Raw genomic sequence first — 26,999 nt, 5'->3', positions numbered from 1 at the left:
GTTTTTGTGCATGCCTGACGTGACCAAACTTGACTTGACCAAATTGGCTTCCCCGCTCGACGTCGGCGGCGTGACGATCCGCAATCGCGTCTTTCTCGCGCCGATGTCGGGCATATCAGACGAGCCGTTCCGGCAACGCGCCCACGCGCATGGCGCGGGGCTGGTCGTGTCCGAAATGGTGGCGAGCGGCGAACTGACCAGGGGCAGAGCCGGTTGTGGTCTGCGCATCCGCCATTCCGGATTGCCGGTCCACATGGTCCAGCTTGCCGGCCGCGAGGCCGCGCACATGGCCGAGGGCGCGCGAATCGCTGCCGGCGAGGGCGCTGACATCATTGACATCAACATGGGCTGCCCGGCCAAGAAGGTGACGGGGGGCTATGCCGGCTCGGCGCTGATGCGCGATCTCGACCATGCGCTGTCGCTGATCGAGGCGGTGGTCGGCGCCGTCGAGGTGCCGGTCACGGTCAAGATGCGGCTCGGCTGGGATGAAAGCGCGCTCAACGCACCGGTTCTGGCGCGCCGCGCCGAGCAAACAGGCGTCAGCATGGTAACGGTGCATGGCCGCACCCGCTGCCAGTTCTACCAGGGCAAGGCCGACTGGCGCGCTATCGCCCGCATCAAGCAGGCTGTGTCGATCCCAGTCGTCGCCAATGGCGATGTCGGCTCGCCGGCAGAGGCAGCCATAATCATCGAGCAGTCCGGCGCCGATGCGGTGATGATCGGCCGCGCGCACTACGGCGCGCCCTGGATGGCTGGCAGCATAGCGGCGACGGCAGCTGGTGAAACGGCATCCGGCATTCCCGCAAGCCCGCAAGCGCTCGCCGACTACGTCATTGCCCATTACGAGGACATGCTGGCGCTCTACGGCGTGGAAAGCGGCTTGCGCCAGGCGCGCAAGCATTTTGGCTGGTATCTCGACCGCCACGCCCCTAGTGCCGCCCCCGACCAGCGCAAGGTGATCCTTACGTCTTTCGAGCCGGCACAGGTCATTGCTCAGTTGCGCGACGTGTTCCGAAGCATTGCGGAACCGGTCAAGCTGCGGAGCGCGGCATGAGCGCGCCCGCGGCACGGAATACGGACATGGCGGACGCCGCCCACATCGTGCTCAACACCATCCGCCGTCCCGTGATCATGGTCGATCCCGAAGGCTTCATCATCTTCGCCAATGCCGATGCCGAGGATTTCTTCCGCTCGAGCGCGACCATGCTCGCCCGCAACACATTGTCCAAGCTCGTTCCCTTCGGCAGCCCGTTGCTGACGCTCGTCGACCAGGTGCGCGAGCGCCGGGCACCGGTCAACGAATACCGGGTCGATGTGTCGTCACCGCGCCTCGGCATCGAGAAGGTCGTCGACCTCTATGTCGCGCCGGTGCCGGAATTTCCGGGCTCAGTCGTTGTCATGTTCCAGGAACGGTCGATGGCAGATAAGATCGACCGGCAGATGACGCATCGCGGCGCCGCGCGTTCGGTGACCGGGCTTGCCGCCATGCTCGCCCACGAGATCAAGAACCCGCTTTCCGGCATCAGGGGCGCTGCCCAACTGCTTGAACTGTCGGCTTCCGACGAGGATCGCGCGCTGACTCGGCTGATCACCGACGAGACCGATCGGATCGTCTCGCTGGTCGATCGCATGGAAGTGTTTTCCGACGAGCGACCGATCGACCGTTATCCCGTCAACATCCATGTCGTGCTCGACCATGTGAAGGCTATTGCCAAAAACGGTTTTGCCAAGAAAATCAAGATATTGGAGGATTATGATCCTTCCTTGCCTCCGGTCTTCGCCAATCGCGACCAGCTCATCCAGGTGTTCCTCAACCTGGTCAAGAATGCCGCGGAGGCCATAGGCAGCGACCCACAAGGGGAAATTATGCTGTCGACGGCGTTCCGGCCCGGCATTCGTGTTTCCGTGCCGGGAACGCAGGACCGTGTATCGCTGCCGCTGGAATTTTGCGTGCGCGACAATGGCTCAGGGGTTTCGGAAGATATCCTGCCGATCCTGTTCGACCCCTTCATCACCACCAAGCCGAACGGGTCGGGACTTGGCCTGGCGCTGGTTGCGAAAATCGTTGGTGAGCATGGCGGCATCATCGAATGCGATTCGACGCCGCGCGGCACGACGTTCCGCATTCTGATGCCGGCCTGGAAGGAAACGTCGCTCGGCACCGACGATGATGGCGAAGGAGACCGCAAATGACGGTTCGCGGCAATATTCTGGTCGCCGACGACGATGCGGCCATCCGCACAGTCCTCAATCAGGCGCTTTCGCGCGTCGGCCATGAGGTGCGTGTGACCTCCAACGCGTCCACGTTGTGGCGCTGGGTGGCGGCCGGCGAGGGCGATCTCGTCATCACCGATGTGGTGATGCCCGACGAAAATGCTTTCGACATGCTGCCGCGCATCAAGAAGGCGCGGCCTGAGCTGCCCGTCATCGTCATGAGTGCCCAGAACACGTTCATGACCGCCATTCGCGCGTCCGAAACCGGCGCCTATGAATATCTGCCGAAGCCGTTCGACCTGACCGAGCTTCTCAACATCGTCAACCGGGCGCTGTCGGAGCCCAGGCGGCCGAAGATCGATGCGCGGGCGGACGAGCCGCCGGAAACAATGCCGCTGGTCGGCCGCTCGGCGGCCATGCAGGACATCTACCGCATGCTGGCGCGCATGATGCAGACCGACCTCACGGTGATGATTTCAGGCGAGTCGGGCACCGGCAAGGAACTGGTGGCACGCGCGCTGCACGAATATGGCCGCCGTCGCGGTGGCCCCTTCGTCGCGATTAACATGGCGGCGATCCCGCGCGACCTGATCGAATCGGAACTGTTCGGGCACGAGAAGGGCGCCTTCACCGGCGCACAGAACCGCTCCACCGGCCGCTTCGAGCAGGCCGAGGGCGGCACGCTGTTCCTCGACGAGATCGGCGACATGCCGATGGAAGCGCAGACGCGCCTGCTGCGCGTGCTGCAGCAGGGCGAATACACCACCGTCGGCGGCCGCACGCCGATCAAGACCGACGTGCGCATCGTCGCAGCCACCAACAAGGATCTGCGTACGCTGATCAACCAGGGGCTTTTCCGCGAGGATCTGTTCTATCGGCTGAATGTCGTGCCGCTTAGGCTGCCGGCGCTGCGCGAGCGCTCCGAGGATATTCCCGACCTCGTCCGGCACTTCTTCAAGATCGGCGCCAGCGAAGGCCTGCAGACCAAGCGCATTTCCACCGGCGGCATCGAGCTGATGAAGCGCTATCCCTGGCCAGGCAATGTGCGCGAGCTCGAAAATCTCGTCCGCAGGCTGGCGGCGCTTTACTCGCAGGACGAGATCTCCGCCGAGATCATCGAGGCCGAACTGAAGACCGGCGAGCGGCCGGTCGTTCCCGGCGGCGGCAACCTTATTCCCGATGATCTGTCCATCGGCCAGGCGGTCGAACATTTCCTGCAGCGCTATTTTGCTTCCTTTGCCGGCGACTTGCCGCCCGCCGGCCTCTATCAGCGCATTCTCTCCGAGGTCGAATATCCGCTGGTCCTGGCCTCGATGACGGCGACCCGTGGCAACCAGATCAAGGCCGCGGAACTGCTGGGCCTGAACCGCAACACGCTGCGCAAGAAGATCCGCGAACTCGGTGTCAACGTCTACAAATCGTCCAAGCAAGTGTAGAGCCCCCCGTTTTTCCGGGGATCAATCGCCGAAAGATTTCCGTCCAGGTCACAGTTGTTGCATAATCGCCACAATGCGTTGCATAGATCCTACGCAATCATTGGCTCCAGACGGCGACATGGCTTCACAGGCACCGACACTGAGCGAACCGCTTTTCAGCAAACCCGGCCCAAGGGACGGGCGGCGGCTGCTTGCCTTGCCCGGCGTGGTGGCGATTGCCGGGGCGCTGATTACGGCGGCGATCTCCTTCGCCATTCTCGTCGGCGCCACGCCAATCGTCCCAAACGAGAAGACGACGCTGGCGCTCATCGCGCTCAATGCCGCGTTCGTCCTGTTCCTGATCGCGCTGGTCGGCCGCGAAGTGCACCGCATTCTGATGGCGCGCCGGCACGGCAAGGCGGCGTCGCGGCTGCATGTGCGTATCGTGGCGATGTTTGCGCTGGTCGCCGCAATTCCCGCGATCATGGTGGCGATCATCGCCTCGATCACCCTCGACATCGGCCTCGACCGCTGGTTCGAAATCCGCACCAAGACGATCGTCAATTCGTCGCTGTCGATTGCGGACGCCTATGTGCAGGAAAACGCCCGCAATCTCCAGGGGACGACGCTGTCGATGGCCTATGACCTCGATGCGTCGCGCACGCTCTACGGCCTCGACCGGACCGGTTTCCTCGATCTCATGAACAAGGAAGCCGTTGGCCGTTCGCTGGCCCATGCCGCACTCATCAAGCCCGACGGCTCCTTCGTCATGAGCGCCAAGACCGATACGGACTTTGCCATGCCGGAGCCGCCGGAAGGCGCCGTCGCCAGTGCCGCCGATGGCAAGCCGGTGCTGATCGAGCCGAAGACCCGCAACATCATGGGCGCCATCGTCAAGCTGCGCGAGATCGAAGGTCTCTACCTCTACACCATCCGCCTCGTCGACCCTGAAGTGATCAAGGCGCGGCAGATCGTCAGGTCCAACACCGACGAGTACCGCGGCCTCGAGGACAATCGCCGCACCTCGCAAGTGGCCTTCGCGCTTCCCTATTTGTCGCTGACGCTGATCATCATCCTGTCCGCCATCTGGACCGGCATTGCCGTCGCCGACCGCCTGGTACGGCCCATCCGCCAGCTTATCGGCGCGGCCGACGAGGTCGCGACCGGCAATCTCGACGTTGCCGTGCCCGTTCGGCCCTCCGACGGCGATGTCGCCTCGCTTGGCGATACCTTCAACAAGATGTTGCTGGAGCTGAAATCTCAGCGCAACGAGATCCTGTCCGCCAAGGATCTGATCGACGAGCGGCGGCGGTTTTCGGAAGCGGTGCTTGCTGGCGTCACCGCCGGCGTCATCGGCGTCGATCCCTATGGCATCATCACCATCGTCAACCGCTCGGCCGAGACGATGCTGGCCATTTCGGCCACCGCCGCACTGGGGCAGAATCTTTCCGCGGTGCTGCCGCATGTCGGCCGCGTCTTCGAGATCGGCCGCAAGTCGGGAAAACCGGTTTATCGCGAGCAGGTAACCTTCTACCGCGCCGGCACGGAGCGAACCTTCAACGTGCAGATCACGATCGAGGCTGGCGATGACGGTTCGGAGGAAAAATCCTACGTCGTGACGGTCGACGACATCACCGATCTGGTCCAGGCACAGCGCTCGTCGGCCTGGGCCGACGTGGCGCGGCGCATTGCCCACGAGATCAAGAACCCGCTGACGCCGATCCAGCTTTCCGCTGAGCGCATCAAGCGACGCTACGGCAAGGTCATCACCGAGGACCGCGAGGTTTTCGATCAGTGCACCGACACCATCATCCGGCAGGTCGAGGATATCGGCCGCATGGTCGACGAGTTCTCCGCCTTTGCACGCATGCCCAAGCCTGAAATGAAGTCCCTCGATTTGCGCGAATCACTGCGCGAGGCCTCGTTCCTCGTCGAAGTGAGCCGCGCCGACATCACTTTCGAGCGCGTGTTCGGCAACGAACCGCTGAAAGGCACCTTCGACAGCCGGCTGATGGCGCAGGCTTTCGGCAATGTCATCAAGAACGCAGCCGAGGCCATTGACGGACTTGATCAAAAGGATCGTTCGGACGGCATAATCCGGATTCAGGCCGGGCGCCAGAATGGCGCGATTCGCATCGATGTCATCGACAATGGCAAAGGCTTGCCGCGCGAGAATCGTCAGCGGCTGCTCGAGCCCTATATGACGACGCGCGAGAAGGGCACAGGGCTCGGCCTCGCTATCGTCAAGAAGATCGTGGAGGACCATGGCGGCCGGCTCGAACTGCATGACGCGCCGGCGGACTTCCACGGCGGGCGCGGCGCGATGATCAGCATCATCCTGCCACCAGCCGCCGTTACCGCACCATCGCGCGGCGAGGGCAGGACGGAAAACGAGAGAGAAACTGAAAAGGTCGGTAATGGCGTCTGACATTCTCATCGTCGATGACGAGGAAGACATCCGCGAACTTGTCGCCGGTATTTTGAGCGACGAAGGTCACGAAACCCGCACGGCATTCGATGCCGACAGCGCGCTGGCGGCAATTGCCGATCGGGCACCGAGGCTGATTTTCCTCGACATCTGGCTGCAGGGTTCGCGGCTGGACGGGCTGGCGCTGCTCGACGAAATCAAGACGATGCATCCCAACCTGCCGGTGGTGATGATCTCCGGCCACGGCAATATCGAAACGGCGGTCTCCGCCATCCGCCGCGGCGCCTACGACTTCATCGAAAAGCCGTTCAAGGCCGACAGGCTGATCCTGATCGCCGAGCGTGCGCTGGAGACATCGAAGCTGAGGCGGGAGGTATCCGATCTCAAGCAGCGCAGTGGCGAGACCTTCGACCTGATCGGCATGTCGTCGGCGATGAGCCAGTTGCGCCAGACCATCGAGCGCGTCGCGCCGACCAACAGCCGCGTCATGATCATCGGCCCATCAGGCTCTGGCAAGGAGCTCGCGGCCCGCGCCATCCACACGCTTTCGGCGCGCAAGGGCGCGCCGTTCGTCACGCTGAGCGCCGCCAACATCACGCCCGAACGCATGGAGATCGAACTGTTCGGCACTGAATCGAACGGCGTCGAACGCAAGGTCGGCGCGCTGGAGGAAGCCCATCGCGGCATTCTCTACATCGATGAAGTGGCCGACATGCCGCGCGAGACGCAGAACAAGATCCTGCGCGTGCTGGTCGAACAGCAGTTCGAACGGGTAGGGGGCACCAAGCGGGTCAAGGTCGATGTTCGCATCATCTCGTCGACCTCGCAAAACCTGGAGGCGATGATCGCCGACGGCCGTTTCCGCGAGGATCTCTATCACCGCCTGGCGGTGGTTCCGGTCATGGTTCCGGGCCTGGCCGAGCGGCGGGAGGACATTCCCTATCTGGTCGACAATTTCATGAAGCAGATCGCCCGTCAGGCCGGTATCCGGCCGCGGCGCATCGGCGACGACGCTCTGGCCGTGCTGCAGGCCCACAACTGGCCGGGCAACGTTCGCCAGTTGCGCAACAATGTCGAGCGGTTGATGATCCTGGCGCGCGGCGACGATGTCGATGCGCCGATCACCGCCGACCTTCTGCCCGCCGAGATCGGCGACGTCATGCCGCGCACGCCAAACCAGTCCGACCAGCACATCATGGCGCTGCCCTTGCGTGAAGCGCGCGAACAGTTCGAGAAGGATTACCTGATCGCCCAGATCAACCGTTTTGGCGGCAACATCTCGAAGACCGCCGAATTCATCGGCATGGAGCGCTCGGCGCTGCATCGCAAGCTGAAGTCGCTGGGCGTCTGACCGGCGGTTCGATCCAGTGGTCGTGGCTCACGCAATTTTCGGTTACGGCGGCAGCGGAATCGCATAAGAAAGCCCTACAGCGCCGCGCGTCCTTTTGGACGCGCAAAGGACGCTGTAGCATTTTGATTTTGCGCATGATCCTTTCCGAAAATCGATTCCGATTTTCGGGGTCATGCGCTGACTTTCTTCAGGGGTTACCCATGCCGCGCATTGCCTATGTGAACGGGCGCTATGTCGCTCACGCCGACGCCTGTGTGCACATCGAGGATCGCGGCTACCAGTTTGCCGATGGTGTCTATGAGGTCTGCGAGGTGGCGCGCGGCTTCATTGTCGACATGCCACGCCATCTCGCCCGGCTGGACCGTTCGTTGCGCGAGCTTTCGATCGGATGGCCGGTGACGCAGCGCGTGCTGCCGCTCATCCTGCGCGAAGTGGTGCGCCGCAACCATGTCGCCAACGGCCTGGTCTATCTCCAGGTGACGCGCGGCGTTGCCAGCCGCGACTTTGTCTTCCCGGCGGCCAGCACGAAACCATCGCTGGTGGTGACGGCCAGGAAAGCCGACCCCGCCATAGCCGCCAAGCGGGCCGAGAGCGGGATCAAGGTCATCACCGTGCCGGAGAATCGCTGGGACCGGGTCGATATCAAATCCGTCGGCCTGCTGCCCAATGTGCTTGCCAAGCAGAAGGCCAGGGAAGCGGGCGCCCAGGAAGCCTGGTTCGTCGATGCCGACGGCACCGTCAAGGAAGGTGGTTCGTCGAATGCCTGGATCATCACCAAGGATGGCGTGCTGGTGACGCGGCCGGCCGAGCACGGCATCCTGCGCGGCATCACCCGTACCACGCTGTTCGAAGTGGCCGCCAAGCTGGGGCTGACGATCGAGGAGCGGGGCTTTTCGGTCGCCGAAGCCAAGGCCGCGCGCGAGGCTTTTATCAGTTCCGCGACGACGATTGCCATGCCGATCGTGGCCATCGATGACGTTCCCGTGGCCAACGGCCACCCCGGCTCAATAACACTTTCCTTGCGCCAAGCCTTTTTTGACGTTGCGGAAAAAAGTCCGGCCTGATAACCGCACAGGTGGAATGAACATCAATATATCTCGTTCTGCTTGTCGTTACTGACGGCAAGAGGGTGTTTGTACGCTTGACATGCGCCGGTTAATTTGGCGCATTGGCCTGCAAACCGAAGGGGATCGGCGAAAGACAAGAACAATGGCGGAACGATCGCAAAACCTTCAGGACCTGTTCCTGAACTCAGTTCGCAAGAGCAAGAACCCACTCACCATCTTCCTCATCAACGGCGTGAAGCTGACCGGTGTGGTCACTTCGTTCGACAATTTCTGTGTTCTGCTGCGTCGTGACGGACATTCCCAGCTCGTCTACAAGCACGCCATTTCCACGATCATGCCGAGCCAGCCGGTTCAGATGTTCGATGGCGAGGAAAGCCAGGGCGCCTGATTGGCACGTGAGAAAGACGCGGACCGCAGCGTTCGTGGAAAACCAGCCTATCATCCCGGGACGGAAGCCAAGGGCCCGACCCGGGCTGTCGTCATCGTACCTGTGCTTGCCCGCCAGCCACGTGGTGACGACGACACGAACCGTCCACGCCTCACGCGTTCGGCCGAGGCCCGGCACGACGAGGCGGTCGGCCTCGCCCGCGCCATCGACCTGGATCCGATCCACACGGCAGTCGTGACCGTCAACGATCCGCGCCCGGCGACCTTGCTCGGCAGCGGCAAGGTCGCGGAATTCGCTGAGATCGTCAAAGAGCGCGATGCGGAGTTGGTCATCGTCGATCATCCGCTGACGCCGGTACAGCAGCGCAATCTCGAGAAGGAATTGAACGCCAAGGTGCTGGATCGCACCGGGCTGATCCTGGAGATCTTCGGCGAGCGGGCGCGGACCAAGGAAGGCACGCTGCAAGTCGAGCTTGCTCATCTCAACTATCAGAAGGGCCGGCTCGTCCGCAGCTGGACCCACCTTGAGCGCCAGCGCGGCGGCGCCGGCTTTCTCGGCGGTCCCGGCGAAACGCAGATCGAATCGGACCGGCGTGGCCTGCAGGACAAGATCATCAAGCTGAAGCACGAGCTGGAAACCGTGCGGCGCACCCGCGATCTCCATCGCGCCAAGCGCAAGAAGGTGCCGTTCCCGGTGGTGGCGATCGTCGGCTACACCAATGCCGGCAAATCGACGCTGTTCAACAGGCTGACCGGAGCAGGGGTTCTGGCCGAGGACATGCTGTTCGCCACGCTCGATCCGACGCTGCGCCGCCTGCGCCTGCCGCACGGCACGCCGGTCATCCTGTCGGATACGGTCGGCTTCATTTCGGACCTGCCGACACATCTGATCGCGGCCTTCCGGGCGACGCTGGAAGAGGTGGTCGAAGCGGACCTCGTCATTCATTTGCGCGATATTTCGGACCCCGACACGGCCGCACAGGCCGAGGATGTCGAGCGCATCCTCGCCGACCTCGGCGTCGATGCCGGCGATACCAAGCGTGTCATCGAAGTGTGGAACAAGATCGACCGGCTCGACGAGGGCAACCGGGCGCGGTTGCTTGCCGACGGGGTCGACGGCAACAAGGCGCCGCCGATCGCCATATCGGCCGCCACCGACGAAGGCATCGATGCGCTGAAGGCGATCATCGAGACCAGGGTGTCGGGCGAACTGGCAACGCTGACAATCACGCTCACGCCGGCTCAATTTGGCCTCGTCGACTGGCTCTACCGCAATGGAGACATCGTTTCGCGGGCCGATAATGAGGATGGCAGCGTGACCGTCTCGCTCAAGGCGACCCAAAGCGCACGCGACGAGATAGAAAGCCGATTGCACCGTAAAAACAACGGGTAAATCGGGTTATTTCGCGTTTTTGGCTCGCTGCCAGAGCACTTCCATCTCGTCGAGTGTCGCTTTTTCAAGCGTGTTCCCGGACGCCTCCAGCGCCTGCTCGACGTAGTGGAAGCGCGAGCGGAATTTCTCATTGGTGCCGCTGAGCGCTGCTTCGGCGTCGAGCTTGAGATGGCGGCCGAGATTGACGATGGCAAACAACATGTCGCCGAACTCGTCCTTGATCGGCGCGCTATCGCCCTTGGCCAGCGCCTCGCGCAATTCGCCGATCTCCTCCTCGATCTTGTCGAGGATCGGCGCCGCCTCGCTCCAGTCGAAGCCGACACGGGCGGCCCTCTCCTGAAGTTTCAACGCACGCGTCAAAGCGGGCAGGGCGACCGGCACGCTATCGAGAAAGCCCTTGCCGTTGTCCTCAGGGTCGAGTCCGCGGGCGAGGCGGGCGCTGCGTTTCTCGGCCTTCTCCTTGGCCTTGATCTTTTCCCACATACCCTTGGCCATGCCGGCGCCGCGCGCCGTCTCGTCGCCGAAGACATGCGGGTGACGGCGGATCATTTTCGTGGTGATGGCCTGGACCACGTCGCCGAAGGCAAATTCGCCTGCTTCCTCGGCCATCTGCGCATGATAGACGACCTGCAGCAGGAGATCGCCGAGTTCGTCGCGCAGATCATCGAGATCGCCGCGCGCAATCGCGTCCGCCACCTCGTAGGCTTCCTCAATCGTGTAAGGCGCGATGGTCGAGAAATCCTGCTCGATGTCCCAGGGGCAGCCGGTTTTTGGCGCCCGCAGCGCTGCCATGATCTCGATCAGCCGAGAAATATCTTTCGAAGGTTTCATCGGGCGGATGCTATCGTGCGCCCGGCCGCGCGGCCAACGCTGTCAGCCGGCGAGCGCGCCTTGTCCACAGCTGCGCGGCGACCATGATCCCGAACCTTCGGTTCGGAAAGACGAAGGTGGAGCAAAGAGGGCCTCAATCGAGGACGGAGACGATCGCCTTGGCAAGCTCGTCCATCCCATCCTCGGGCAGGCCCGCGACGTTGATGCGGCTGTCGCCAACCATGTAGACGCCATGCTCGGCACGCAGCCGCTCGACCTGCGCTTCGGACAGGCCAAGGCGGGAAAACATGCCGCGATGGCTGGCGACGAAATCGAAGCGGTCGGAATTGGACTGCCGCCGCAGCGCCTCGGCGAACTGGACGCGAAGCCTGAGCATGCGCAGCCGCATCTCCTCGAGCTCTGCTTCCCAGTCGGCGCGGAGCGCTGCATCTTCCAGCACGATGCGCACGGCAGCAGCGCCGTGGTCCGGCGGCATCGAATACATGGCGCGCGCCGCCGACAGCATCTGGCCCATCGCCACATCCGCCTGGGCGCCGTCCTTGGCCAGGATCATCGCCGCTCCGACGCGGTCGCGATAGACGGCAAAGTTCTTCGAGCAGCTCGAGGCAACGACCATTTCCGGGACCTTTTCGGCCAGCAGACGCAAGCCTGCGGCATCCGCGTCCAGGCCTTCGCCAAAGCCCTGATAAGCGATGTCGACAAAGGGCAGCAGGCCGCGTTCGACGACAAGATCGGTGATCTCGGCCCATTGCTCGATATCGAGGTTGGCGCCGGTCGGGTTATGGCAGCAGCCATGCAGCAGCACCACATCGCCGCTCTTTGCCGCGCGTAGCGCCGCCAGCATGTCAGGGAAGCGCACCGCACCGGAAGCAGCGTCGAAATAGGGATATTCGCGGATCTGCAGGCCGGCGGCACGCATCACAGGTGGGTGGTTCGGCCATGTCGGGTCGGACAGCCAGATCGTCGCATCGGAGCGGGTCCGCTTGAGCAGCTCGGCCACCAGCCGCAGCGCGCCGGAGCCGCCGGGCGCCTGCGCCGCACGGATGCGCGTCATGTCGGCTGCAGGGCCGAAGGTGAGCTTCGCCATCGCGGCATTGAAGCCGGTGTCGCCGGCAAGACCGAGATAGGTCTTGGTATCCTGGCTCTGCAGCAGGCGCTTTTCGGCTTCGCGCACGGCACGCATCACCGGCGTCTTGCCGTCGCGGTCTTTGTAGACGCCGACGCCGAGGTCGACCTTGTCGGTACGCGGATCGGCGCGATAGAGGCCGATCAGGGCAATAATCTTGTCGGCGGGGGCGGGCTGCAGGTCTTCGAACATCGATATGGTCCCAAATGGCGGCGGAGTGATACGCAAATCGGCGCCCTTGTGCCAGCGCTTTCATATGCGCCAGACCGAATGCTGTGCGATCGGCAAGACGGAAGCGAGCCTTACACGTTCCTGTCACATCGGCGTAGTTTGAATAAGCATTTCCGGGACAAGCGCGAGAATGACGGCGTGAGAGAATGATAAGCCGGCAAGAACAGTTCGACCTTGCGATTGTCGGCGCCGGCATTGTCGGTCTGGCTCATGCGCTCGCCGCCGTCCGGCGTGGCCTTTCCGTGGTCGTCATCGATCGCGACGCGCAGGCCAATGGCGCTTCGGTGCGCAATTTCGGCTTCATCACGGTCAGTGGCCAGGAACGCGGCCAGGTATGGCGCCGAGCGATGCGCTCCCGCGACATCTGGCTGGAGGTGGCTGAGCCTGCCGGAATCGAGGTCGTCCAGCGCGGCGCGGTCGTCGTCGCTCGCCGCCCGGAGGCGCGCGCGGTGGCCGAAGCGTTCTTGCGGACCGAAATGGGCGAGGGCTGTCTGTTGCTCGAACCCGACGCGCTTCGCAGCCAGCATCCCCAGCTTGCCGGACGGGATTTCGCCGGCGGCCTGTGGAGTCCGCACGAGGTGCGTGTCGAATCGCGCGAAGCGATCCCACGGCTTGCGGCCTGGCTCGCGGAACGGCACGGCGTCGAATTCCGCCGCGAAACGGCGGTGCGCGGGGTCGAGCCGCCCGCTATCGCGACCAGCCGTGGCGTTGTTCATGCCGGCAAGGTTATCGTCTGTCCGGGCGACGATCTGGCTACGCTTTACCCAGACCGCATTGCGTTGCATAACGTCACCCGCTGCAAGCTGCAGATGATGCGTCTTGCCGATCCCGGCTTCCGGCTGCCAGTATCGGTAATGTCCGATCTCGGGCTCGCTCGCTATGCCGGCTACGCCGCCTTGCCGGAAGCCGCGGCCCTGCGGCGCAAGCTGGAAGCCGATCAGCGCGACGCGCTCAACAATGGCGTGCATCTGATCGTCGTGCAGAGCGCCGACGGCACGCTGGTGGTCGGCGATTCCCATCACTACGCAACGACGCCCGACCCGTTCGCTTCCGAGCGGGTCGACGAAATCATTCTCGATGAATTCAGCGCCGTCTTTGGCGAACCGGCGCCACGCGTCCTGGAACGCTGGACCGGGATCTACGCCTCGGCGTCCGACCGCACCATGTTCGCCGACACGCCGCAGGAGAATGTACGCCTCGTCATGATCACCAGCGGCACCGGCGCCAGCACCTCCTTCGCGATCGCCGAAGAGGTGATCGACGAGCTTTTTGGTTCCACCGCGGCAGATGCCAGGAAGATCGCATGATGGCCACCCAGGGTTTGCTCCGCGCCGTTGTGTTCGATTGGGCCGGTACTGTCGTCGATCACGGTTCGCTGGCGCCGATGGGCGTATTCGTCGAGGCGTTCGCCGATTTCGGCGTGGCGATCAGCGTGGACGAGGCCAGGGGTCCGATGGGAATGGCCAAGCGCCCGCACATTGCGGCGCTGCTGGCGCTGCCGAGGATCGCGGCGGCCTGGACAAAACAGCATGGTCATGCACCGACCGACACCGACATCGATGCCGTCTACAATGTCTTCGTGCCGAAGAACCGTGCGGTGGCGGCGCACTACTCGGATGTCATCCCCGGTGTTGCCGAAGTCGTCACGGCGCTGCGTGCGCGTGGCCTCAAGATCGGCTCGACGACCGGCTACACGCGCGACATCATGGTCGAAATCTTGCCGGTGGCCGCCGGGCAGGGATTCTCGCCGGATTGCCTGGTATGCACCGGCGACACGCCCGACGGGCGGCCGACGCCGTTCATGCTGTGGAAGGCGTTGACCGAGCTTGGCGTCTACCCGCCATGGCTGAGCGTAAAGGTCGACGACACCGAGGTCGGCATTGCCGAGGGCACCAATGCCGGCGCCTGGACGATCGGCGTGTCGGTGACCGGCAACGTCTTCGGCCTGACGCTGGCCGAGACGCAGGCGCTCGCGCCGGATGTCTTCAGGAGGAAGCGCGCGGCAGCCTCCGCCAAACTCACCGCCGCCGGCGCTCACTACGTCGTCAGCGGCGTCGCCGACCTGATGCCGGTCATCGCGGCGATCGAGGGAAGGCTTCAGCGCGGCGAAAGGCCTTGAGCGTTTGATGGCGGCTGGGCTGGGAAGGGCACGGCGAGCTATTTGCGATTATTTGGGCTTAAACGCTCCATACCACTGCAGCCCTACCAGACCGTAGCCGGCGAGGGCCAAGGCGATGCCTGAGGCAATGGTTCGCACGTGGTTCCAGAACTGCCATCGGCCTGAATAGTCCTGCCAGACCTTTCGGGCGGCCTCGGCATCGTTGGGGATGACAGTTGCGGCTAGTGCCTCGTTCATCGGCACATTCACTGTCAGCGTGAGAATAAGACCAAAGGCAAGATAGACGGCCCCTGCAGCAGCGAACCAGAACGCAGGCGGCTTGTGACCGTTGAAACGCATAAAGCCAGCCGTGACACCCAGAACAACCGGCGTCAGAAAGAATGCGGGAAAGAAAACGGCATTGCGAACCGATGCATTCATCGCCTGCATGGCCTTGATTGCCGTTCGCGGATCAGCCTGGTCGAGCCCCCACATTGTCGAGCAGACCCAGGCATAGAAAAATCCGAAAATCGCCCCGCAAAAGACGATCGATGTGACCGACAGTCCCGCAATCATCCTGGGCATCGCGACCTCCGCCAAGAGCCGTATCGTCATGTACGCCTTTACATATGCGTACACAAGTGTACGATATTGGTCAAGAGATTTCGGAGATTGGAATGCGCGAAGACACCAAAGCCGAGCGTCAAGCGCAGATCGAGGAGGCAGCCTACAAGCTTCTGAAAGCAAGAGGCTACGGCGGCGCTTCAATGCTTAGCATCGCCAAAGAGGCGAGGGCGTCCAACGAAACGCTCTATCGCTGGTATGGCGACAAGACAGGCCTGTTCAAGGCGATGGTCGAAAGCAATGCGAGGGCTACGAAAGCGGTGCTGGCCGCGGCAATCAGGGATGATGCAGATCCTCTGGCGAGTCTCGAAGTGGTGGCTCCGATCCTCCTTTCGATGTTGCTTGGCGAGAGAGCCGTCGCCCTCAACCGCGCAGCTGCTTCTGATGAAAGCGGCGAATTGGGTGCAGCGATCGCCGCTGGAGGGCGCGATTCAGTGTTGCCATTGATCGAGAAGTTGATCGAGCGTGGCCTGGAGACCGGCGCGCTGTCCGCGCCCTCCGCCCGCGTGGCTGCCAACTGGTTTTTGAACCTGTTGATTGGCGATCAGCAGATCAGGCGGGTCATTCGCACTCTGCCCGTTCCTTCAGACACGGATGTCCATTCCAGGGCGATCGCTGCGTCCAGCGCATTCAGAAAGCTTTGCGGCACGTGAAGGCGGGATTGATATCGTAAAAAAAATTCGCGTTGACGGGATTAAAATCCTTATGCGCTCCGTAAACAGGGCATGAAACCGTCGATGCCACGCTTCGATATCACCGGACAGCTCGGTTCGCTGCGCCGCTACGCGCGCTCCTTGACGCGCGATAGCGCCGATGCGGAGGATCTGGTGCAGGATGCGTTGGTGCGGGCCTATGAGAGGCGCGGCACCTTCCGCTCCGGCGGAAACCTGCGCGCATGGCTGCTGTCGATTGTCCACAATGCCTTCATTGACGGCTTGCGGTCTCGCAAATCCGAAGCAGCGCGCATCGAGCAGGCCGAATACCTTGCCGACGCCAATATGGACGCCCCCCAGGAGCATTCGGTTCGACTGGCGCAGGTGCGTGAAGCCTTTTTCAAATTGCCTGAAGAGCAGCGTTCGGCGCTGCATCTCGTCGCCATCGAGGGACTGACCTACAGCCAGGCGGCCGAGGTCAGCGGCGTGCCGCTTGGAACGTTGATGTCACGCATCGGTCGTGCGCGGGCGGCGCTGCGCGAGATGGAAGACACGTCGCCGGCGCGTGCAAAAAGCCACCTCAGGATCGTAGGAGATCAGTCATGAACGAACTGCGCGATCCGGTAATCGATGCCGACCTTGATGCCTATGTCGACGACCAGTTGGACGTTGCGCGCCGCGTTGAGGTTGGGGCATTTCTTTCGACCCGTCCGGAGGCGGCGGCACGGGTGATGTCAGACCTCAGGATGCGCGACGAACTGCGCATGGCGCTTGCCGGATCCGAGAACATGTCGAGCCTGGCGACGGCCGATGCAGCGCGCCGGCTGGAGCGGGGTCTTGCCCAGCGCCGCGTCTTCGCCGTGTTGCAACGGGCGGCGGCGGTTGCTGTCTTTGTTGCTGCCGGCTGGCTGGCGCACAGCATGCTTGGACCGATATCGGTGACTAAGGTCGTCGCCTCGACCCAGCCGCCTGTCTATCTGCAGGAAGCGATCCAGGCGCACAGGACGACGATCGTGCGCGAGAGCATGTCGTCGCAGTTGGAAGCTCCGGACTACAACGCGGACGAGATCCGCGCCGCCACGGCGATCGTCATGCCGTCGCTGCCGACGGACTGGAGGGTCCGCGACGTGCAGATCTATCCATCGCGGTTCGGCCCGAGCGTCGAAATGGCTGTCGAAACAAAGGATATGGGGTTGGTCTCGCTCTTCGCGATCAGACCCGGAACGTTCGACGTGGTCAAGCCGACCGTCTCGCCTTCGGGCGACATCTCCTCGGCTTACTTCCAGGTCGGCGAAGTCGCCTACGCAGTCGTTGCTCGAAGCGGTGTGCGCGACCTCGATCACGCCGCCGAAACGCTTGCCAGTACGCTTTACTGATCCCGCCTTACCAGGAGAATTCGCATGAACATCCCTAATCTAAGATACGGCGCTAGTGCTGGCACCCGAGCCGGAGCCGACTATGACCAGGGCCTGCGTCAGCATATGCTGCGCGTCTACAACTACATGGGGCTCGGCCTCGTCGTCACCGGTATCATCGCCTATGCGGTGGCTTCGACGCCCGCGCTCTACGTGCCGATCTTTTCCAGCCCGCTGAAGTGGGTGGTGATGCTGGCGCCGCTCGCCTTCGTGCTCTTGTTCTCGTTCCGGATGCAGACGATGTCCGCGGCCGGCGCCCAGGCCATGTTCTGGGCATTCTGCGCGGTCATGGGCCTGTCGCTGGCTTCCGTGTTCCTGGTCTTCACCGGCACCAGCATCGCGCGCACCTTTTTCATCGCTGCCACCATGTTCGGCGCCACCAGCCTTTACGGCTACACGACCAAGCGCGACCTGACGCAGTTCTCGTCCTTCCTGATCATGGGCCTGATCGGCGTGGTGATCGCCAGCCTGGTGAACATCTTCCTCGGCTCTACAGCGCTGCAATTCGCAATCTCGGTGATTGGCATCGCCGTGTTCATCGGCCTTACCGCCTGGGATACGCAGACGATCAAGGAACAGTATGCCGAGAATTTCGGCGCGGAATCACAGCAGAAGCTCGCCGTCTTCGGCGCCTTCTCGCTCTATCTGAACTTCATCAACATCTTCCAGCTGCTACTGAATTTCACCGGCGAGCGCGAATAGTAGGACCGACCGTAGCAGGCAACACTTCGAACCTTGCCGTGGCCGAAGGGAAACCTCCGGCCACGGTTTTCATTTGAGGCAGCGCGCGAACACGCCATCTCTGCTGTCGCGTGAATGCGTTCGTCGTGGCTGTGTGAGGTGCGGCGTAGCCTGCCGCTCTTGAGTTCACGCGGGGCCATTTGCTAGCTTGCCGGTCAAGCCAGCCACCCGTGAGGACATATGGAACAGGATCGTCTGACACTTCACGGTAACGGCATCTCGGCGACCATCATAGGTCAGGGCGCCGAACTGGTCTCCCTGCGTGACGCGGAGGGGACCGAGCTTCTGTGGCAGGCCGGGCCGGCCTGGCGGCGGCATTCGCCGGTACTGTTTCCGATCGTCGGCCGGCTGAAGGGCGATCAATTGCGCCACCGCGGCCGCATCTACCCGATGACGCAGCACGGATTCGCGCGCGACAAGCCGTTTGCCTGGGCGGAGAGGGGGCCTCGATCCTGCACGCTGGTTCTCACCGACGATGCCGATACCCGGGCGCACTACCCGTTCGCCTTTCGCCTGGCGGTGACCTACAGGCTGGACCTCCGGCAACTTGGCGTGACCTTTGACATCACCAACACCGGCGGCGAGCCGCTTCCGGCATCGATCGGAGCGCATCCGGCGTTTAATTGGCCGTTGCTGCCGGATCTGGCGAAGACGGACTATCGGCTGACCTTTGCCGATGACGAGCGGGCGCCGATCCGTCGGCTTAAGGACGGCCTGCTGCTGGCAACGCCACAGCCGACGCCTGTGGAGGGCAAAATTCTTGCGCTCTCCGAACGGCTGTTTGACGACGATGCCGTCATTCTCGATCGTACCGCCGGCGGCAGCGTGCGTTATGCCGCCGACCGTGGGCCGGCGATCGAGATGTCGTGGCAGGGATTTCGGGAGTTGGGCATCTGGTCCAAGCCAGGCGGTGCGCCATTCCTGTGCATCGAACCCTGGCACGGCATTGCGAGCCCCGTGGACTTCGACGGCGAATTCACGGACAAGCCGGGCGTGATGTTGATCGAGCCTGCGGCAACGCGCGTCCTGACCTACCAGATTCACCTGGGATGACAGCGGTTTGAACGCAGCGAAAAGCATGGCTTATGCGATTAAGGCAGAGATCCGCGATCCGCAGGCCAAGATTTTCGCGTTCATCGCGCAGAAAACCATGTATGGCGGCAAGCATATCGCCGAGGGCGACGCGGTTTCGTGCTCGCAAGCGAGAACGAGGGCGGGCAGGGCCTCGTCGCGCGCGGTGTCGTCACGTCCGTCGAAGCGATCGCGAAAAAGCAGGGCATCGCCCGCCAAACGCCGCGTGTGAGCCTCTCGATCGAACGTACAGCGCTCGCCAAGCGACCGCTGGGGCGGCCTGAACTCAAACATTTCACCATCTGGAAAGACCGCCGGCCCGAGACCGAGCTCAATTTCAAATTCTATCGGCAGGCAACAAACAAGATCGTCGGCATCTCGGATGAAGCGGCGGCGTTCCTCGGCGGATTCTTTTAGCGCAACAGCTCCAATCTGGCTTTCTAACGTCCACCAGTTGCGCAGGCCGATCGGCGTCAGCAGGTTGCACGTGCCGATTACCTCAAACCTGCCGGACGATGCGTCCGATCACATTGACAAGAAGGCGCGCGGCGGTGAGCGCGGTGATGCCGTCGATATCAGCGGGCGTTTGGAATTCAATGAGGTCGAAGCCGGCAAGGTGTCCGCGCTGGCTCACCCCCTCGATCAGTCCGATCGCCTGCTGATAGGTCAGCCCGCCGGGCGTGCGGCCGGCGACGCCCGGCATCACGCTGGGATCGAGCCCGTCGCAGTCGAGGGTCACGACTACACGCGCGCCCGCTGGGATGTGCCTGAGGGCGGCTTCAATGCCCTCGGTGTGGATTTCCCGCGCCGTGACGAGGTGCGCACCCCAGCGCCTGGCGGTCTCGACCTCCAAGGGCCGGGCACTGCCAACACCCCGGATACCCGCCTGGACGATGCCGGCGACATGTGGCATCTCGCTCGCCCGGCGCATGGTGCTGGAATAGCCTAAGGGCTCGCCATAACGCTCGTCGCGCCAGTCGATATGGGCATCGATCTGCAGAATCCAGATTGGGCCATGATCGGCAAAGGCGGCGATGAAGGGGATGGGCACGGAATCATCGCCCCCGATCATCAATGGCGCGGCACCGGCGGCGAGGATGGCGCGCGTCTTGTCTTCGATCAGCTTGCGGTTTCCCGCATTGTGAAGGACCGACGTCGGCAGGTCGCCGGCATCGACACAGCAGGGCGCACGGCCGTCGAAAAGGGGGCCGCCAAGGTCGAAGTCCCAGCTGTCGAGGAACTGCGCATCGTCCTGGCTGGCGGCGCGGATGGCGGCCGCCGCGCCGGCGAAGCCCGAAGCATCGGCGCCGGGATAGGTGCTGCCATGCGGCGCGCCGAACAGCACGATGCGCGGTTGCACGCCGCCCGGCAGATGTGTGGGAAAATCGAGAAAGCCGGGACGCGGGGACATGTCGGAGATCCTTGTTGAAGGCAAGATACAGATGCGACGCCGGTGCAAGTTGGAAATGCGACACTGGCAGGGCAGGGACGGGTCTATTCTCCTGAACCTCTTCTTGGGCCTCTCTACACGAGCGTGGCCGAGATCAAATTTCCCATTAAATCTATCAATTTAGTATTTTATGTTTTCCCGTTGGCTCCTTCGGTGCCTAGCCTGTCCTCATCGCACGCTGGAACTTCCGACCGTGATCCGGATGTCCCCGGCGACCACAGGGGCCTTGCCAACGGAGAACGACGACATGTCTGCGAACCCGCGTCAGCTTCACCTCAACGCCTTTCTCCGTAATGTCGGCCAGCACGAAGCGGCGTGGAGGCTCCCGGAGACCGACGTCGCCGCCGTCACCGACATTGAACATTACCGCAATCTCGCGCGCATCGCCGAATCCGGCAAGCTCGACGCCATCTTCTTTGCCGATCACCCGGTACTCAAGGAGCGTTCCCAGGACCGTCCATGGGATGCGCTCGACCCCTTCACGCTGATCGCCGCGCTCTCTGGCGTCACAAGCCATATCGGTCTCGTCGCGACGGCGTCGACCACCTATAACGATCCATACGGCATCGCGCGGCGGTTCGCGACGCTCGACCATGTCAGCCGGGGAAGGGCAGGGTGGAACGTGGTAACGACCGCGAACGCCGAGGCCGCGGCCAATTTTGGATTCGAGCATCACCCCGATCCTGCGGAACGCTATGCCCGTGCCGCCGAATTTCTGGACGTCGCCTATGGCCTTTGGGACAGCTGGGAAGACGACGCCATCGTCGGCGACAAGGAGGGCGGGGTCTTCGTTGATCCCGATGGCATCAACCGCCTCGACCATGTCGGCCGCCATTTCAAGGTGGCAGGGCCCCTGGAAATCCCGCGCTCGCCTCAGGGGCGTCCCGTCATCTTCCAGGCCGGATCGTCGGAACCCGGAAAGGAACTCGCCGCGCGGTATGCCGAGGCCATCTTCACGGCCCAGCCTGTCCTCAAGGATGCGCAGGTCTTCTACGCCGACGTGAAAGGCCGGGCACGTTCCTTCGGCAGGGATCCGGACAAGATCGTGATTCTTCCGGGCCTGTCCTTCTTCATCGGCGGAACAGAGGAGGAGGCGAATGCCCGTCAGGAGACTTTCGAGAACCTGACGCTCCCCACCTACGGCCTCGCCCAGCTCAGACGCGTTACCGGGATCGACTTCACCGATCACGACCTTGACGACCCCGTTCGAATCCCTGCCCGGGCCGAAGTGGCCGGCGACCATAAGAGCCGCCATGATCTCGTCCATCGCCTGACCTCGACCGAGACGCTGACGCTCCGCCAGCTCCTGCGCCGCCTCAGCGCCGGTCGCGGACACCGAATTGCCACCGGAACGCCCGACCAGGTCGCGGCGACGATCGTCGAGTGGTTCGAGCAGGGCGCGGCGGACGGCTTCAACCTCATACCTCCGTCGCTGCCGACCTCGCTCCAAACGTTCGTCGACGAGGTTCTGCCGATTCTGCGGGCCAAACGCCTTTTCCGCGAAGACTACGAAGGCACGACGCTTCGCGAGCATCTCGGACTCGACCGCCCAGCCGTCGGAGAACGCAATCGCTTCGCGGCGGCGGCCGAATGAGCGGCATCGGAGAATGGCGATGAGCTTGATCAGCTTCACGACTCCGTCCGGGTTCCTCCAGCGCCGCGCCAAGCCTCGCGGTCAGGCACAGGCAAGGGCGTTGCTGCCGAAAGCGCCGTTTCCGGCGCAACGGCTGCTCGGACCCGTCCTGATCCTCGCGCTCTGGTACGTCGCCTCGGGTGCCGGGTGGATCTCGCCCGCGAAGATGCCAGGCCCGGATGCCGTCATTGCTTCCCTCGCCAAGATGGTCGTGGACGGAACGCTCGCGATCGATGTCGCGGCCTCGCTCCAGCGCGCTGCCCTAGGTCTCTCGATCGGGGTCGTCTCTGGCTTCATCCTGGCCGTCGTCGCCGGGCTGACGCGGCTCGGAGACGCACTCATCGACGGCAATGTGCAAGTGAAGCGGTCCATCCCGAGCCTGGCCTTGATCCCGCTCTTCATCATCTGGCTCGGCATCGGCGAGACGATGAAGGTCGCGATCATCGCCCTCGGCACAATGGTCCCGATCTACATCAACACGCACGCAGCGCTCCGCGGAATCGACCGTCGCTTCGTCGAGCTCGGCCAAACCGTCTCGCTCTCGCGCGCCCGCTTCCTGCGCCACATCGTGTTCCCGGCCTCGCTGCCCGGCTTCTTCACCGGGCTGCGCATGGCGGTGACCCACTCCTGGACGGCACTTGTGGTGGTCGAGACCATCAACGCTACCAGCGGCATCGGCTTCATGATCACGCAGGCCCGGATCTACGGGCAGACCGACGTCGTGCTCGTCGGTCTGCTGCTCTATGGCGTCCTCGGCTTCGGCTCGGATGGCCTCGTGCGCGCTCTCGAGCGGAGGACACTGTCATGGCGTCAGTCGCTCGACCAGTAGATCGGCCGGACACCCCCGTCGTACGCGTCTCCAACCTCCGCCGTGTCTTCGATGGCCGGACCATCCTTGACGGTCTCGACCTCAACATCGCGCGCGGCGAGTTCGTCGCGCTTCTCGGACGCAGCGGCTCCGGCAAGAGCACGATCCTGCGCGCCGTCGCAGGACTTGATGCGGTTGTCGATGGTTCGATCGAGGTTCCCGAGCGTCGCTCGGTCCTCTTCCAGGACTCCCGCTTGCTTCCCTGGATGAGCGTCGTCGACAACGTGACGCTCGGTTCCTACGGTCCCGGCACCCGGGAGCGGGCCAAGGCGGCCCTTCGCGAGGTCGGGCTCGGCGCCAAGGAGAAGAGCTGGCCCAAGACGCTTTCCGGCGGCGAGCAGCAGCGCGTGGCTCTCGCCCGATCCCTGGTCCGGGATCCCGAACTCCTTCTCGCGGACGAACCCTTCAGCGCGCTGGATGCGCTGACGCGAATCCGCATGCAGCGCCTTCTTCAGGAGCTCTGCCAGCGCCACGCCCCAGCCGTGCTGTTCGTGACGCACGATGTCGAGGAGGCGCTTCGTCTCGCGGACCGTGTCGTCATTACCGCGAATGGGCGGATCACCTACGACCAGCCCGTAGCCACCGCCCGCGGATCGCCGTTGCGGGTCGAAGCCTTGCGCAACGACATCCTGGACCGCCTGGGTGTGTCCAAGGACTGAACCTCCCAACAAAAAAGGCACACCGATCATGTCCAAGACCTTCCTTACAATCCGCGCAGCCGCGTTCGCGCTCATTTCTTCGCTCGCTCTCAACGCCACGGCACGGGCCGAAGGACCGCTTCCGGTCGAAGTGCCGAAGGACGTGAAAATCGTCCTTGCCGACGACGCGAACAATGTCGCCAATCTCCTCAAACTCTCCGGAGAGGGCGCGCGGCTTGCATCCGACGTCTCCTTCGCGAACTTCTCCAGCGGCCCGCTCCGGCTGGAGGCAATCAGGGCCGGCGCGGCGCAGGTCGGCGCCGTGGGCGACGTGCCGCCGATCCTTGCCCAGTTCTCCGGCGCCGACGTGGTCATCGTCGGCGCCGTCATCACCTCGGGAGCCAGCACCATCTTCGTGACGGCCCCTGATTCAGGCATCGAGTCCCATGCCGGCCTCAAGGGCAAGAAGGTCGGCATCAACGTCGGCACGTCGCAACAGGCGACAGCGCTGCGCAACCTGCGGGCTGCTGGCCTCGCCATCGCCGACATCGAGCCGGTCAATCTCGGCCTCGCCGAATTCGCCGACGCGCTGCGGGCCGGGCAGATCGACGCCGCGGTCCTCAAGCAACCCGACCGCGCGCGCTACCTTGCCTCGGTTGCCGGAACCGGGGCACGCGAGATTCCCGACGCTCCCGGTGCGAGCTCGAACCTCAAATACCTCTATGCCAGCAAGACGGCGCTCGCCGATCCGGCGCAGGCCGCGGCGATCCGCGACCTCGTGGTGCACTGGTACCGGGCTCATCTGTGGAAAAACCACAACAAGGACCTTTGGATTGCGGAGTACCTCGTGAAAGACCAGCGCCTAAGCGAGGAGGACGCCAAGGTTGTGGCCGACAGCGACGGTTCAGCGACTCGGATCCCGGCTTGGAGTGAGGTGTTGGTCACCCAGCAGGATACGATCGATCTTCTCCAATCCGCCGGACAGTTCCAGGGCAAGACGCTGAAGGCCGCCGACGAGTTCGATCCGCGCTTCGACGGATTGAACGACAAGTCGCCCGCCGTGAACGACGAGAAGGCTGCATCCGTCGTCCAGTAAAGCAACGGTCAGAAAACAGGGACGGCGACTTCGCCGTTCCGCGGCACTTTCGAATGGCTTCGAAGCGTGGGCTCAGGCTCAGATATGTCGACAGCGTAGAAATGTCGCGTTGGACGTTTTCGAGGGCAGGGCGCAACAAGTTAGAAACGCGACAGTGGCGCAGGTCTTGGTACCGACCTGCGACATCATCGCGAACCGGAACTTATCTTGGAGCGAGGCCGTCGAGCAGGAAGTCGAGGCCTTTCCGGAAAGCGCCGTCCCAATCGCTATCCAACAGCAGACGAGAGCGCTCGATTGTCGGGTAGCGTTCGCTGAGACGTGTCAGGCGCTGCTGCGCGGCGGCCCTGTCGTCGTCCGAGAGGTCGAAGCTCGCCCGGGTGATGGTGGCGCCCATCACATAGTTCCAGAGCGACCATATCGTGACGTTCAAATCTGTGTCCGCTACACCGGCTCCGGACAAGGTCTTGCTCAGCAGTTCCAGGCGACTGAGGATGTTCGGGCCGAGCGCCCGGCGCGGCAACAGCGATGCCGACCAAGGATGGCGCAGCATGCTGGCGCGCCAGTCTTCGAGCATATGAACGACTTCTCCGCGCCAGTCTTGAGACTCAACCATTTGCGGCGGTCCGCGATATTCGAGCACCGAATCGAGCGCCAGATCAAAGACATCCTCTTTGTTGTTGACGTGCCAATACAGGCTCATCACGCCCGAGCCGAGGCGATCGGCCAGCCGACGCATCGTCAATCCGTCGAGCCCTTGCGCGTCCAGCAATTCCACCGCGGTCGCCACGATGCGCTCCCGGGAGAGAGGCGGTTCACTGCGCGGCTCCTGCACCACACTTATCCGTTGAGACCGTTTGATCCGGGCGCCGCTATGCTTGGCTGCCATATCTTCCTCGCTGTTCAGAACGTCGATTTTGACCGGCAACGCGACGAATGTCGATCCTGGACGATTGACTCGTATGGCGTACCATCCGTATGAATCGTACACCATACGAGTCATACGTATGGGCGATATGGATCAGTCATACCGGGCCGCGAGGGCAGGTTGCTCGCAGCCCGCAGAGCCAAGAGAAAATCATGTCACGCGCAATCAAGCATCTGCTTATCGGAGGGCTAATCATCATGACCATTCCCACTGCGACGACAGCGAATGAGCATGATCTCAAGCTGACCATCGTCAATCCGCAAAACCTCTACGACCCGTCGCCGAATGGCTACAGCACGGCGGTGATCGCGCCCCGCAATGCCCGGGTGGCATACATCTCCGGGCAGGGCGGCCAAGACAGCACGGGAGCCTTGTCGCCCGACTTCGCTGTCCAGGTGAAACAGGCATATGCGAATCTGCGCACCGCGCTTGAGGGTATCGGTGCGAAGCCCAGTCAGGTCGCCAAGCTCACGGTCTTCGTGGTCGATCACGATATGTCCAAGCTTGAGGTGTTGACCAAGAACGTCAAGGAAATGTTCGGCGAGGCGCTGCCGGCTCAGACTCTGATTTCCGTGCCCAAGCTTGCTATTGACCCCATGCTTTTCGAGGTGGAAGCCGTGGTTATACTTGACTAGGAGGGTGGCGCGTCGGAATTATCGGCATCGCCTCGGTACTGGTCAGTTGTTCTGCGCGCTCTCTTTACGCTGCGGCCAATTGCTCGGCTTTAGCTTCGAGAGCACCTTTTGAGTTCAGCCTTGCCGCTCAATCGGTTCAGGATTCCGCCAAGGCTGTTCCCGGATAGAGTGCCGGATGATCAATCACCCAGAGCCATGATCCATCGGTTTGTTGGCGGGCGACTTCAACGGCAATGGTGCCATCTGGAAGTCGGGCAGACGTGATCGCAAGTTCTCCGCTCCTCAGGACTCGAGCTTGCGATCCTGGCTCTATGGGAGGCTTCGATGCGAGGAAGACCCGAAACGCTTCACCGATGGCGGTTCTGCCCACGGCGACATTGCCACCAGGCAAGGCCATGACGGCATTTTCCTCATAGAGCAAGGCGAGACCGTCCGCGTCTCCAGCGATCAGACGTTCGACCAAGAGCCGTGATAAATCTTCTGGTCTTTCGGCGACTTCTGTCATTGTGCCTCTGCAAGCGTTCCCTCCAAGGCATCGGTTTAGCAGGATAGTGCGAAAATCATGTCAGGAGACTCGAACGCTGTCGCATTGTCGGTGCGACGAGTTTCGTGAATCGGCGCGCAGCGGAGACTGAGTCCGCGCAAAGGCTTGGCGACATAGATATTGTCCCATGTTTGTGAACTGACCCCTAAATGTGCGATGTTTGCG

The 26,999-nt window shown here is 63.0% G+C and carries 27 protein-coding genes; 21 read left to right on the top strand and 6 right to left on the bottom strand.

The genetic code is table 11. The features are described from left to right. Nucleotides 1-10 precede the first annotated feature (10 nt). The 8 genes from dusB (at nt 11) to hflX (ending at nt 10,255) form a co-directional block, all read left to right on the top strand. On the top strand, nt 11-1,054 hold the full coding sequence (gene dusB, locus OHD62_RS16630) for a tRNA dihydrouridine synthase DusB (RefSeq protein ID WP_263783950.1): 1,044 nt from the start codon (nt 11-13) through the stop codon (nt 1,052-1,054). Continuing rightward, nucleotides 1,051-2,193 carry a two-component system sensor histidine kinase NtrB gene (locus OHD62_RS16625; RefSeq protein WP_263783949.1) on the top strand — a complete coding sequence of 381 codons (1,143 nt, stop codon included), beginning with the start codon at nt 1,051-1,053 and terminating at the stop codon, nt 2,191-2,193. The genes dusB and OHD62_RS16625 overlap by 4 nt, the downstream gene beginning before the upstream one ends. Further along, nucleotides 2,190-3,650, top strand: coding sequence for a nitrogen regulation protein NR(I) (gene ntrC / locus OHD62_RS16620; RefSeq protein WP_263783948.1), 1,461 nt, complete (start codon nt 2,190-2,192; stop codon nt 3,648-3,650). The genes OHD62_RS16625 and ntrC overlap by 4 nt, the downstream gene beginning before the upstream one ends. Nucleotides 3,651-3,768: 118 nt before the next feature. Continuing rightward, nucleotides 3,769-6,057, top strand: a complete 2,289-nt coding sequence (locus tag OHD62_RS16615) for a sensor histidine kinase NtrY-like (RefSeq protein WP_263783947.1) — start codon at nt 3,769-3,771, stop codon at nt 6,055-6,057. After that, on the top strand, nt 6,047-7,408 hold the full coding sequence (locus OHD62_RS16610; protein WP_263783946.1) for a sigma-54-dependent transcriptional regulator: 1,362 nt from the start codon (nt 6,047-6,049) through the stop codon (nt 7,406-7,408). The genes OHD62_RS16615 and OHD62_RS16610 overlap by 11 nt, the downstream gene beginning before the upstream one ends. A 200-nt stretch (nt 7,409-7,608) precedes the next feature. After that, on the top strand, nt 7,609-8,472 hold the full coding sequence (locus tag OHD62_RS16605; protein WP_263783945.1) for a D-amino-acid transaminase: 864 nt from the start codon (nt 7,609-7,611) through the stop codon (nt 8,470-8,472). A gap of 145 nt (nt 8,473-8,617) precedes the next feature. After that, the gene (gene hfq, locus OHD62_RS16600) at nt 8,618-8,863 is read left to right on the top strand and encodes an RNA chaperone Hfq (protein ID WP_006202172.1); all 246 of its coding nucleotides are present in this window, start codon (nt 8,618-8,620) and stop codon (nt 8,861-8,863) included. Further along, entirely contained in the window at nt 8,864-10,255 is a 1,392-nt protein-coding gene (gene hflX / locus OHD62_RS16595; protein WP_263783927.1) for a GTPase HflX, read from the top strand. 6 nt (nt 10,256-10,261) lie between these two features. On the opposite strand, the gene mazG is transcribed toward hflX, so the two are convergent. Then, on the bottom strand, nt 10,262-11,086 hold the full coding sequence (mazG, locus tag OHD62_RS16590) for a nucleoside triphosphate pyrophosphohydrolase (protein WP_263783926.1): 825 nt from the start codon (nt 11,084-11,086) through the stop codon (nt 10,262-10,264). A 133-nt stretch (nt 11,087-11,219) separates the two neighbouring features. After that, the gene (locus OHD62_RS16585; RefSeq protein ID WP_263783924.1) at nt 11,220-12,404 is read right to left on the bottom strand and encodes an aromatic amino acid transaminase; all 1,185 of its coding nucleotides are present in this window, start codon (nt 12,402-12,404) and stop codon (nt 11,220-11,222) included. A 185-nt stretch (nt 12,405-12,589) separates the two neighbouring features. Here OHD62_RS16585 and OHD62_RS16580 point away from each other — a divergent pair, with 185 nt between their 5' ends. Both OHD62_RS16580 and phnX read left to right on the top strand, forming a co-directional pair. After that, nucleotides 12,590-13,750, top strand: a complete 1,161-nt coding sequence (locus tag OHD62_RS16580) for a TIGR03364 family FAD-dependent oxidoreductase (protein WP_263783923.1) — start codon at nt 12,590-12,592, stop codon at nt 13,748-13,750. Next, the gene (phnX, locus tag OHD62_RS16575) at nt 13,747-14,562 is read left to right on the top strand and encodes a phosphonoacetaldehyde hydrolase (RefSeq protein WP_263783920.1); all 816 of its coding nucleotides are present in this window, start codon (nt 13,747-13,749) and stop codon (nt 14,560-14,562) included. Before OHD62_RS16580 ends, phnX begins: the two co-directional genes overlap by 4 nt. Before the next feature lie 48 nt (nt 14,563-14,610). Here the strand turns inward: phnX and OHD62_RS16570 are convergent, their stop codons facing one another. Continuing rightward, entirely contained in the window at nt 14,611-15,126 is a 516-nt protein-coding gene (locus OHD62_RS16570) for a DUF1772 domain-containing protein (protein WP_263783919.1), read from the bottom strand. 92 nt (nt 15,127-15,218) lie between these two features. Between OHD62_RS16570 and OHD62_RS16565 the strand changes: the two genes are divergently transcribed. From OHD62_RS16565 to OHD62_RS16540, 6 genes are all read left to right on the top strand, one after another. Continuing rightward, the gene (locus tag OHD62_RS16565; protein ID WP_263783918.1) at nt 15,219-15,818 is read left to right on the top strand and encodes a TetR/AcrR family transcriptional regulator; all 600 of its coding nucleotides are present in this window, start codon (nt 15,219-15,221) and stop codon (nt 15,816-15,818) included. 84 nt (nt 15,819-15,902) lie between these two features. Next, nucleotides 15,903-16,424, top strand: a complete 522-nt coding sequence (locus OHD62_RS16560; protein ID WP_263783917.1) for a sigma-70 family RNA polymerase sigma factor — start codon at nt 15,903-15,905, stop codon at nt 16,422-16,424. Then, on the top strand, nt 16,421-17,194 hold the full coding sequence (locus tag OHD62_RS16555) for an anti-sigma factor family protein (protein WP_263783916.1): 774 nt from the start codon (nt 16,421-16,423) through the stop codon (nt 17,192-17,194). Before OHD62_RS16560 ends, OHD62_RS16555 begins: the two co-directional genes overlap by 4 nt. A 24-nt stretch (nt 17,195-17,218) precedes the next feature. Beyond that, entirely contained in the window at nt 17,219-17,935 is a 717-nt protein-coding gene (locus OHD62_RS16550) for a Bax inhibitor-1/YccA family protein (RefSeq protein WP_263783915.1), read from the top strand. Between the two features lie 219 nt (nt 17,936-18,154). Continuing rightward, nucleotides 18,155-19,027: an aldose 1-epimerase family protein gene (locus OHD62_RS16545; protein WP_263783914.1), complete on the top strand. Its 873-nt coding sequence runs from the start codon at nt 18,155-18,157 to the stop codon at nt 19,025-19,027. Between the two features lie 138 nt (nt 19,028-19,165). After that, a complete protein-coding gene (locus tag OHD62_RS16540; protein ID WP_263783913.1) occupies nt 19,166-19,462 on the top strand; it encodes a hypothetical protein in 297 nt (98 codons plus the stop codon). Nucleotides 19,463-19,544: 82 nt separating this feature from the next. Here the strand turns inward: OHD62_RS16540 and OHD62_RS16535 are convergent, their stop codons facing one another. Further along, nucleotides 19,545-20,456: an arginase family protein gene (locus tag OHD62_RS16535; protein WP_263783912.1), complete on the bottom strand. Its 912-nt coding sequence runs from the start codon at nt 20,454-20,456 to the stop codon at nt 19,545-19,547. 286 nt (nt 20,457-20,742) lie between these two features. Here OHD62_RS16535 and OHD62_RS16530 point away from each other — a divergent pair, with 286 nt between their 5' ends. From OHD62_RS16530 to OHD62_RS16515, 4 genes are read left to right on the top strand one after another with little or no spacing between them, the layout of a single operon-like run. Then, nucleotides 20,743-22,089: an LLM class flavin-dependent oxidoreductase gene (locus OHD62_RS16530; RefSeq protein WP_263786696.1), complete on the top strand. Its 1,347-nt coding sequence runs from the start codon at nt 20,743-20,745 to the stop codon at nt 22,087-22,089. A 19-nt stretch (nt 22,090-22,108) separates the two neighbouring features. Then, entirely contained in the window at nt 22,109-22,957 is an 849-nt protein-coding gene (locus OHD62_RS16525) for an ABC transporter permease (RefSeq protein WP_263783911.1), read from the top strand. Further along, on the top strand, nt 22,933-23,655 hold the full coding sequence (locus tag OHD62_RS16520; RefSeq protein WP_263783910.1) for an ABC transporter ATP-binding protein: 723 nt from the start codon (nt 22,933-22,935) through the stop codon (nt 23,653-23,655). Before OHD62_RS16525 ends, OHD62_RS16520 begins: the two co-directional genes overlap by 25 nt. 28 nt (nt 23,656-23,683) lie before the next feature. After that, nucleotides 23,684-24,730 (top strand): ABC transporter substrate-binding protein, encoded by a 1,047-nt coding sequence (locus OHD62_RS16515; protein WP_263783909.1) that lies wholly within the window; start codon nt 23,684-23,686, stop codon nt 24,728-24,730. 202 nt (nt 24,731-24,932) lie between these two features. On the opposite strand, the gene OHD62_RS16510 is transcribed toward OHD62_RS16515, so the two are convergent. After that, nucleotides 24,933-25,616 (bottom strand): TetR/AcrR family transcriptional regulator, encoded by a 684-nt coding sequence (locus OHD62_RS16510; RefSeq protein ID WP_263786695.1) that lies wholly within the window; start codon nt 25,614-25,616, stop codon nt 24,933-24,935. 191 nt (nt 25,617-25,807) lie between these two features. Here OHD62_RS16510 and OHD62_RS16505 point away from each other — a divergent pair, with 191 nt between their 5' ends. After that, a complete protein-coding gene (locus OHD62_RS16505; protein WP_263783908.1) occupies nt 25,808-26,290 on the top strand; it encodes a RidA family protein in 483 nt (160 codons plus the stop codon). A gap of 136 nt (nt 26,291-26,426) precedes the next feature. Here OHD62_RS16505 and OHD62_RS16500 read toward each other — a convergent pair whose 3' ends face one another. After that, entirely contained in the window at nt 26,427-26,795 is a 369-nt protein-coding gene (locus OHD62_RS16500; protein ID WP_263783907.1) for a YybH family protein, read from the bottom strand. Between the last annotated feature and the right edge of the window lie 204 nt (nt 26,796-26,999).

Origin of the sequence: Mesorhizobium sp. YC-39 (assembly GCF_025753795.1) — a bacterium.
GTDB lineage: Bacteria > Pseudomonadota > Alphaproteobacteria > Rhizobiales > Rhizobiaceae > Mesorhizobium.
This window is presented reverse-complemented; position numbering and strand designations above follow the sequence as displayed.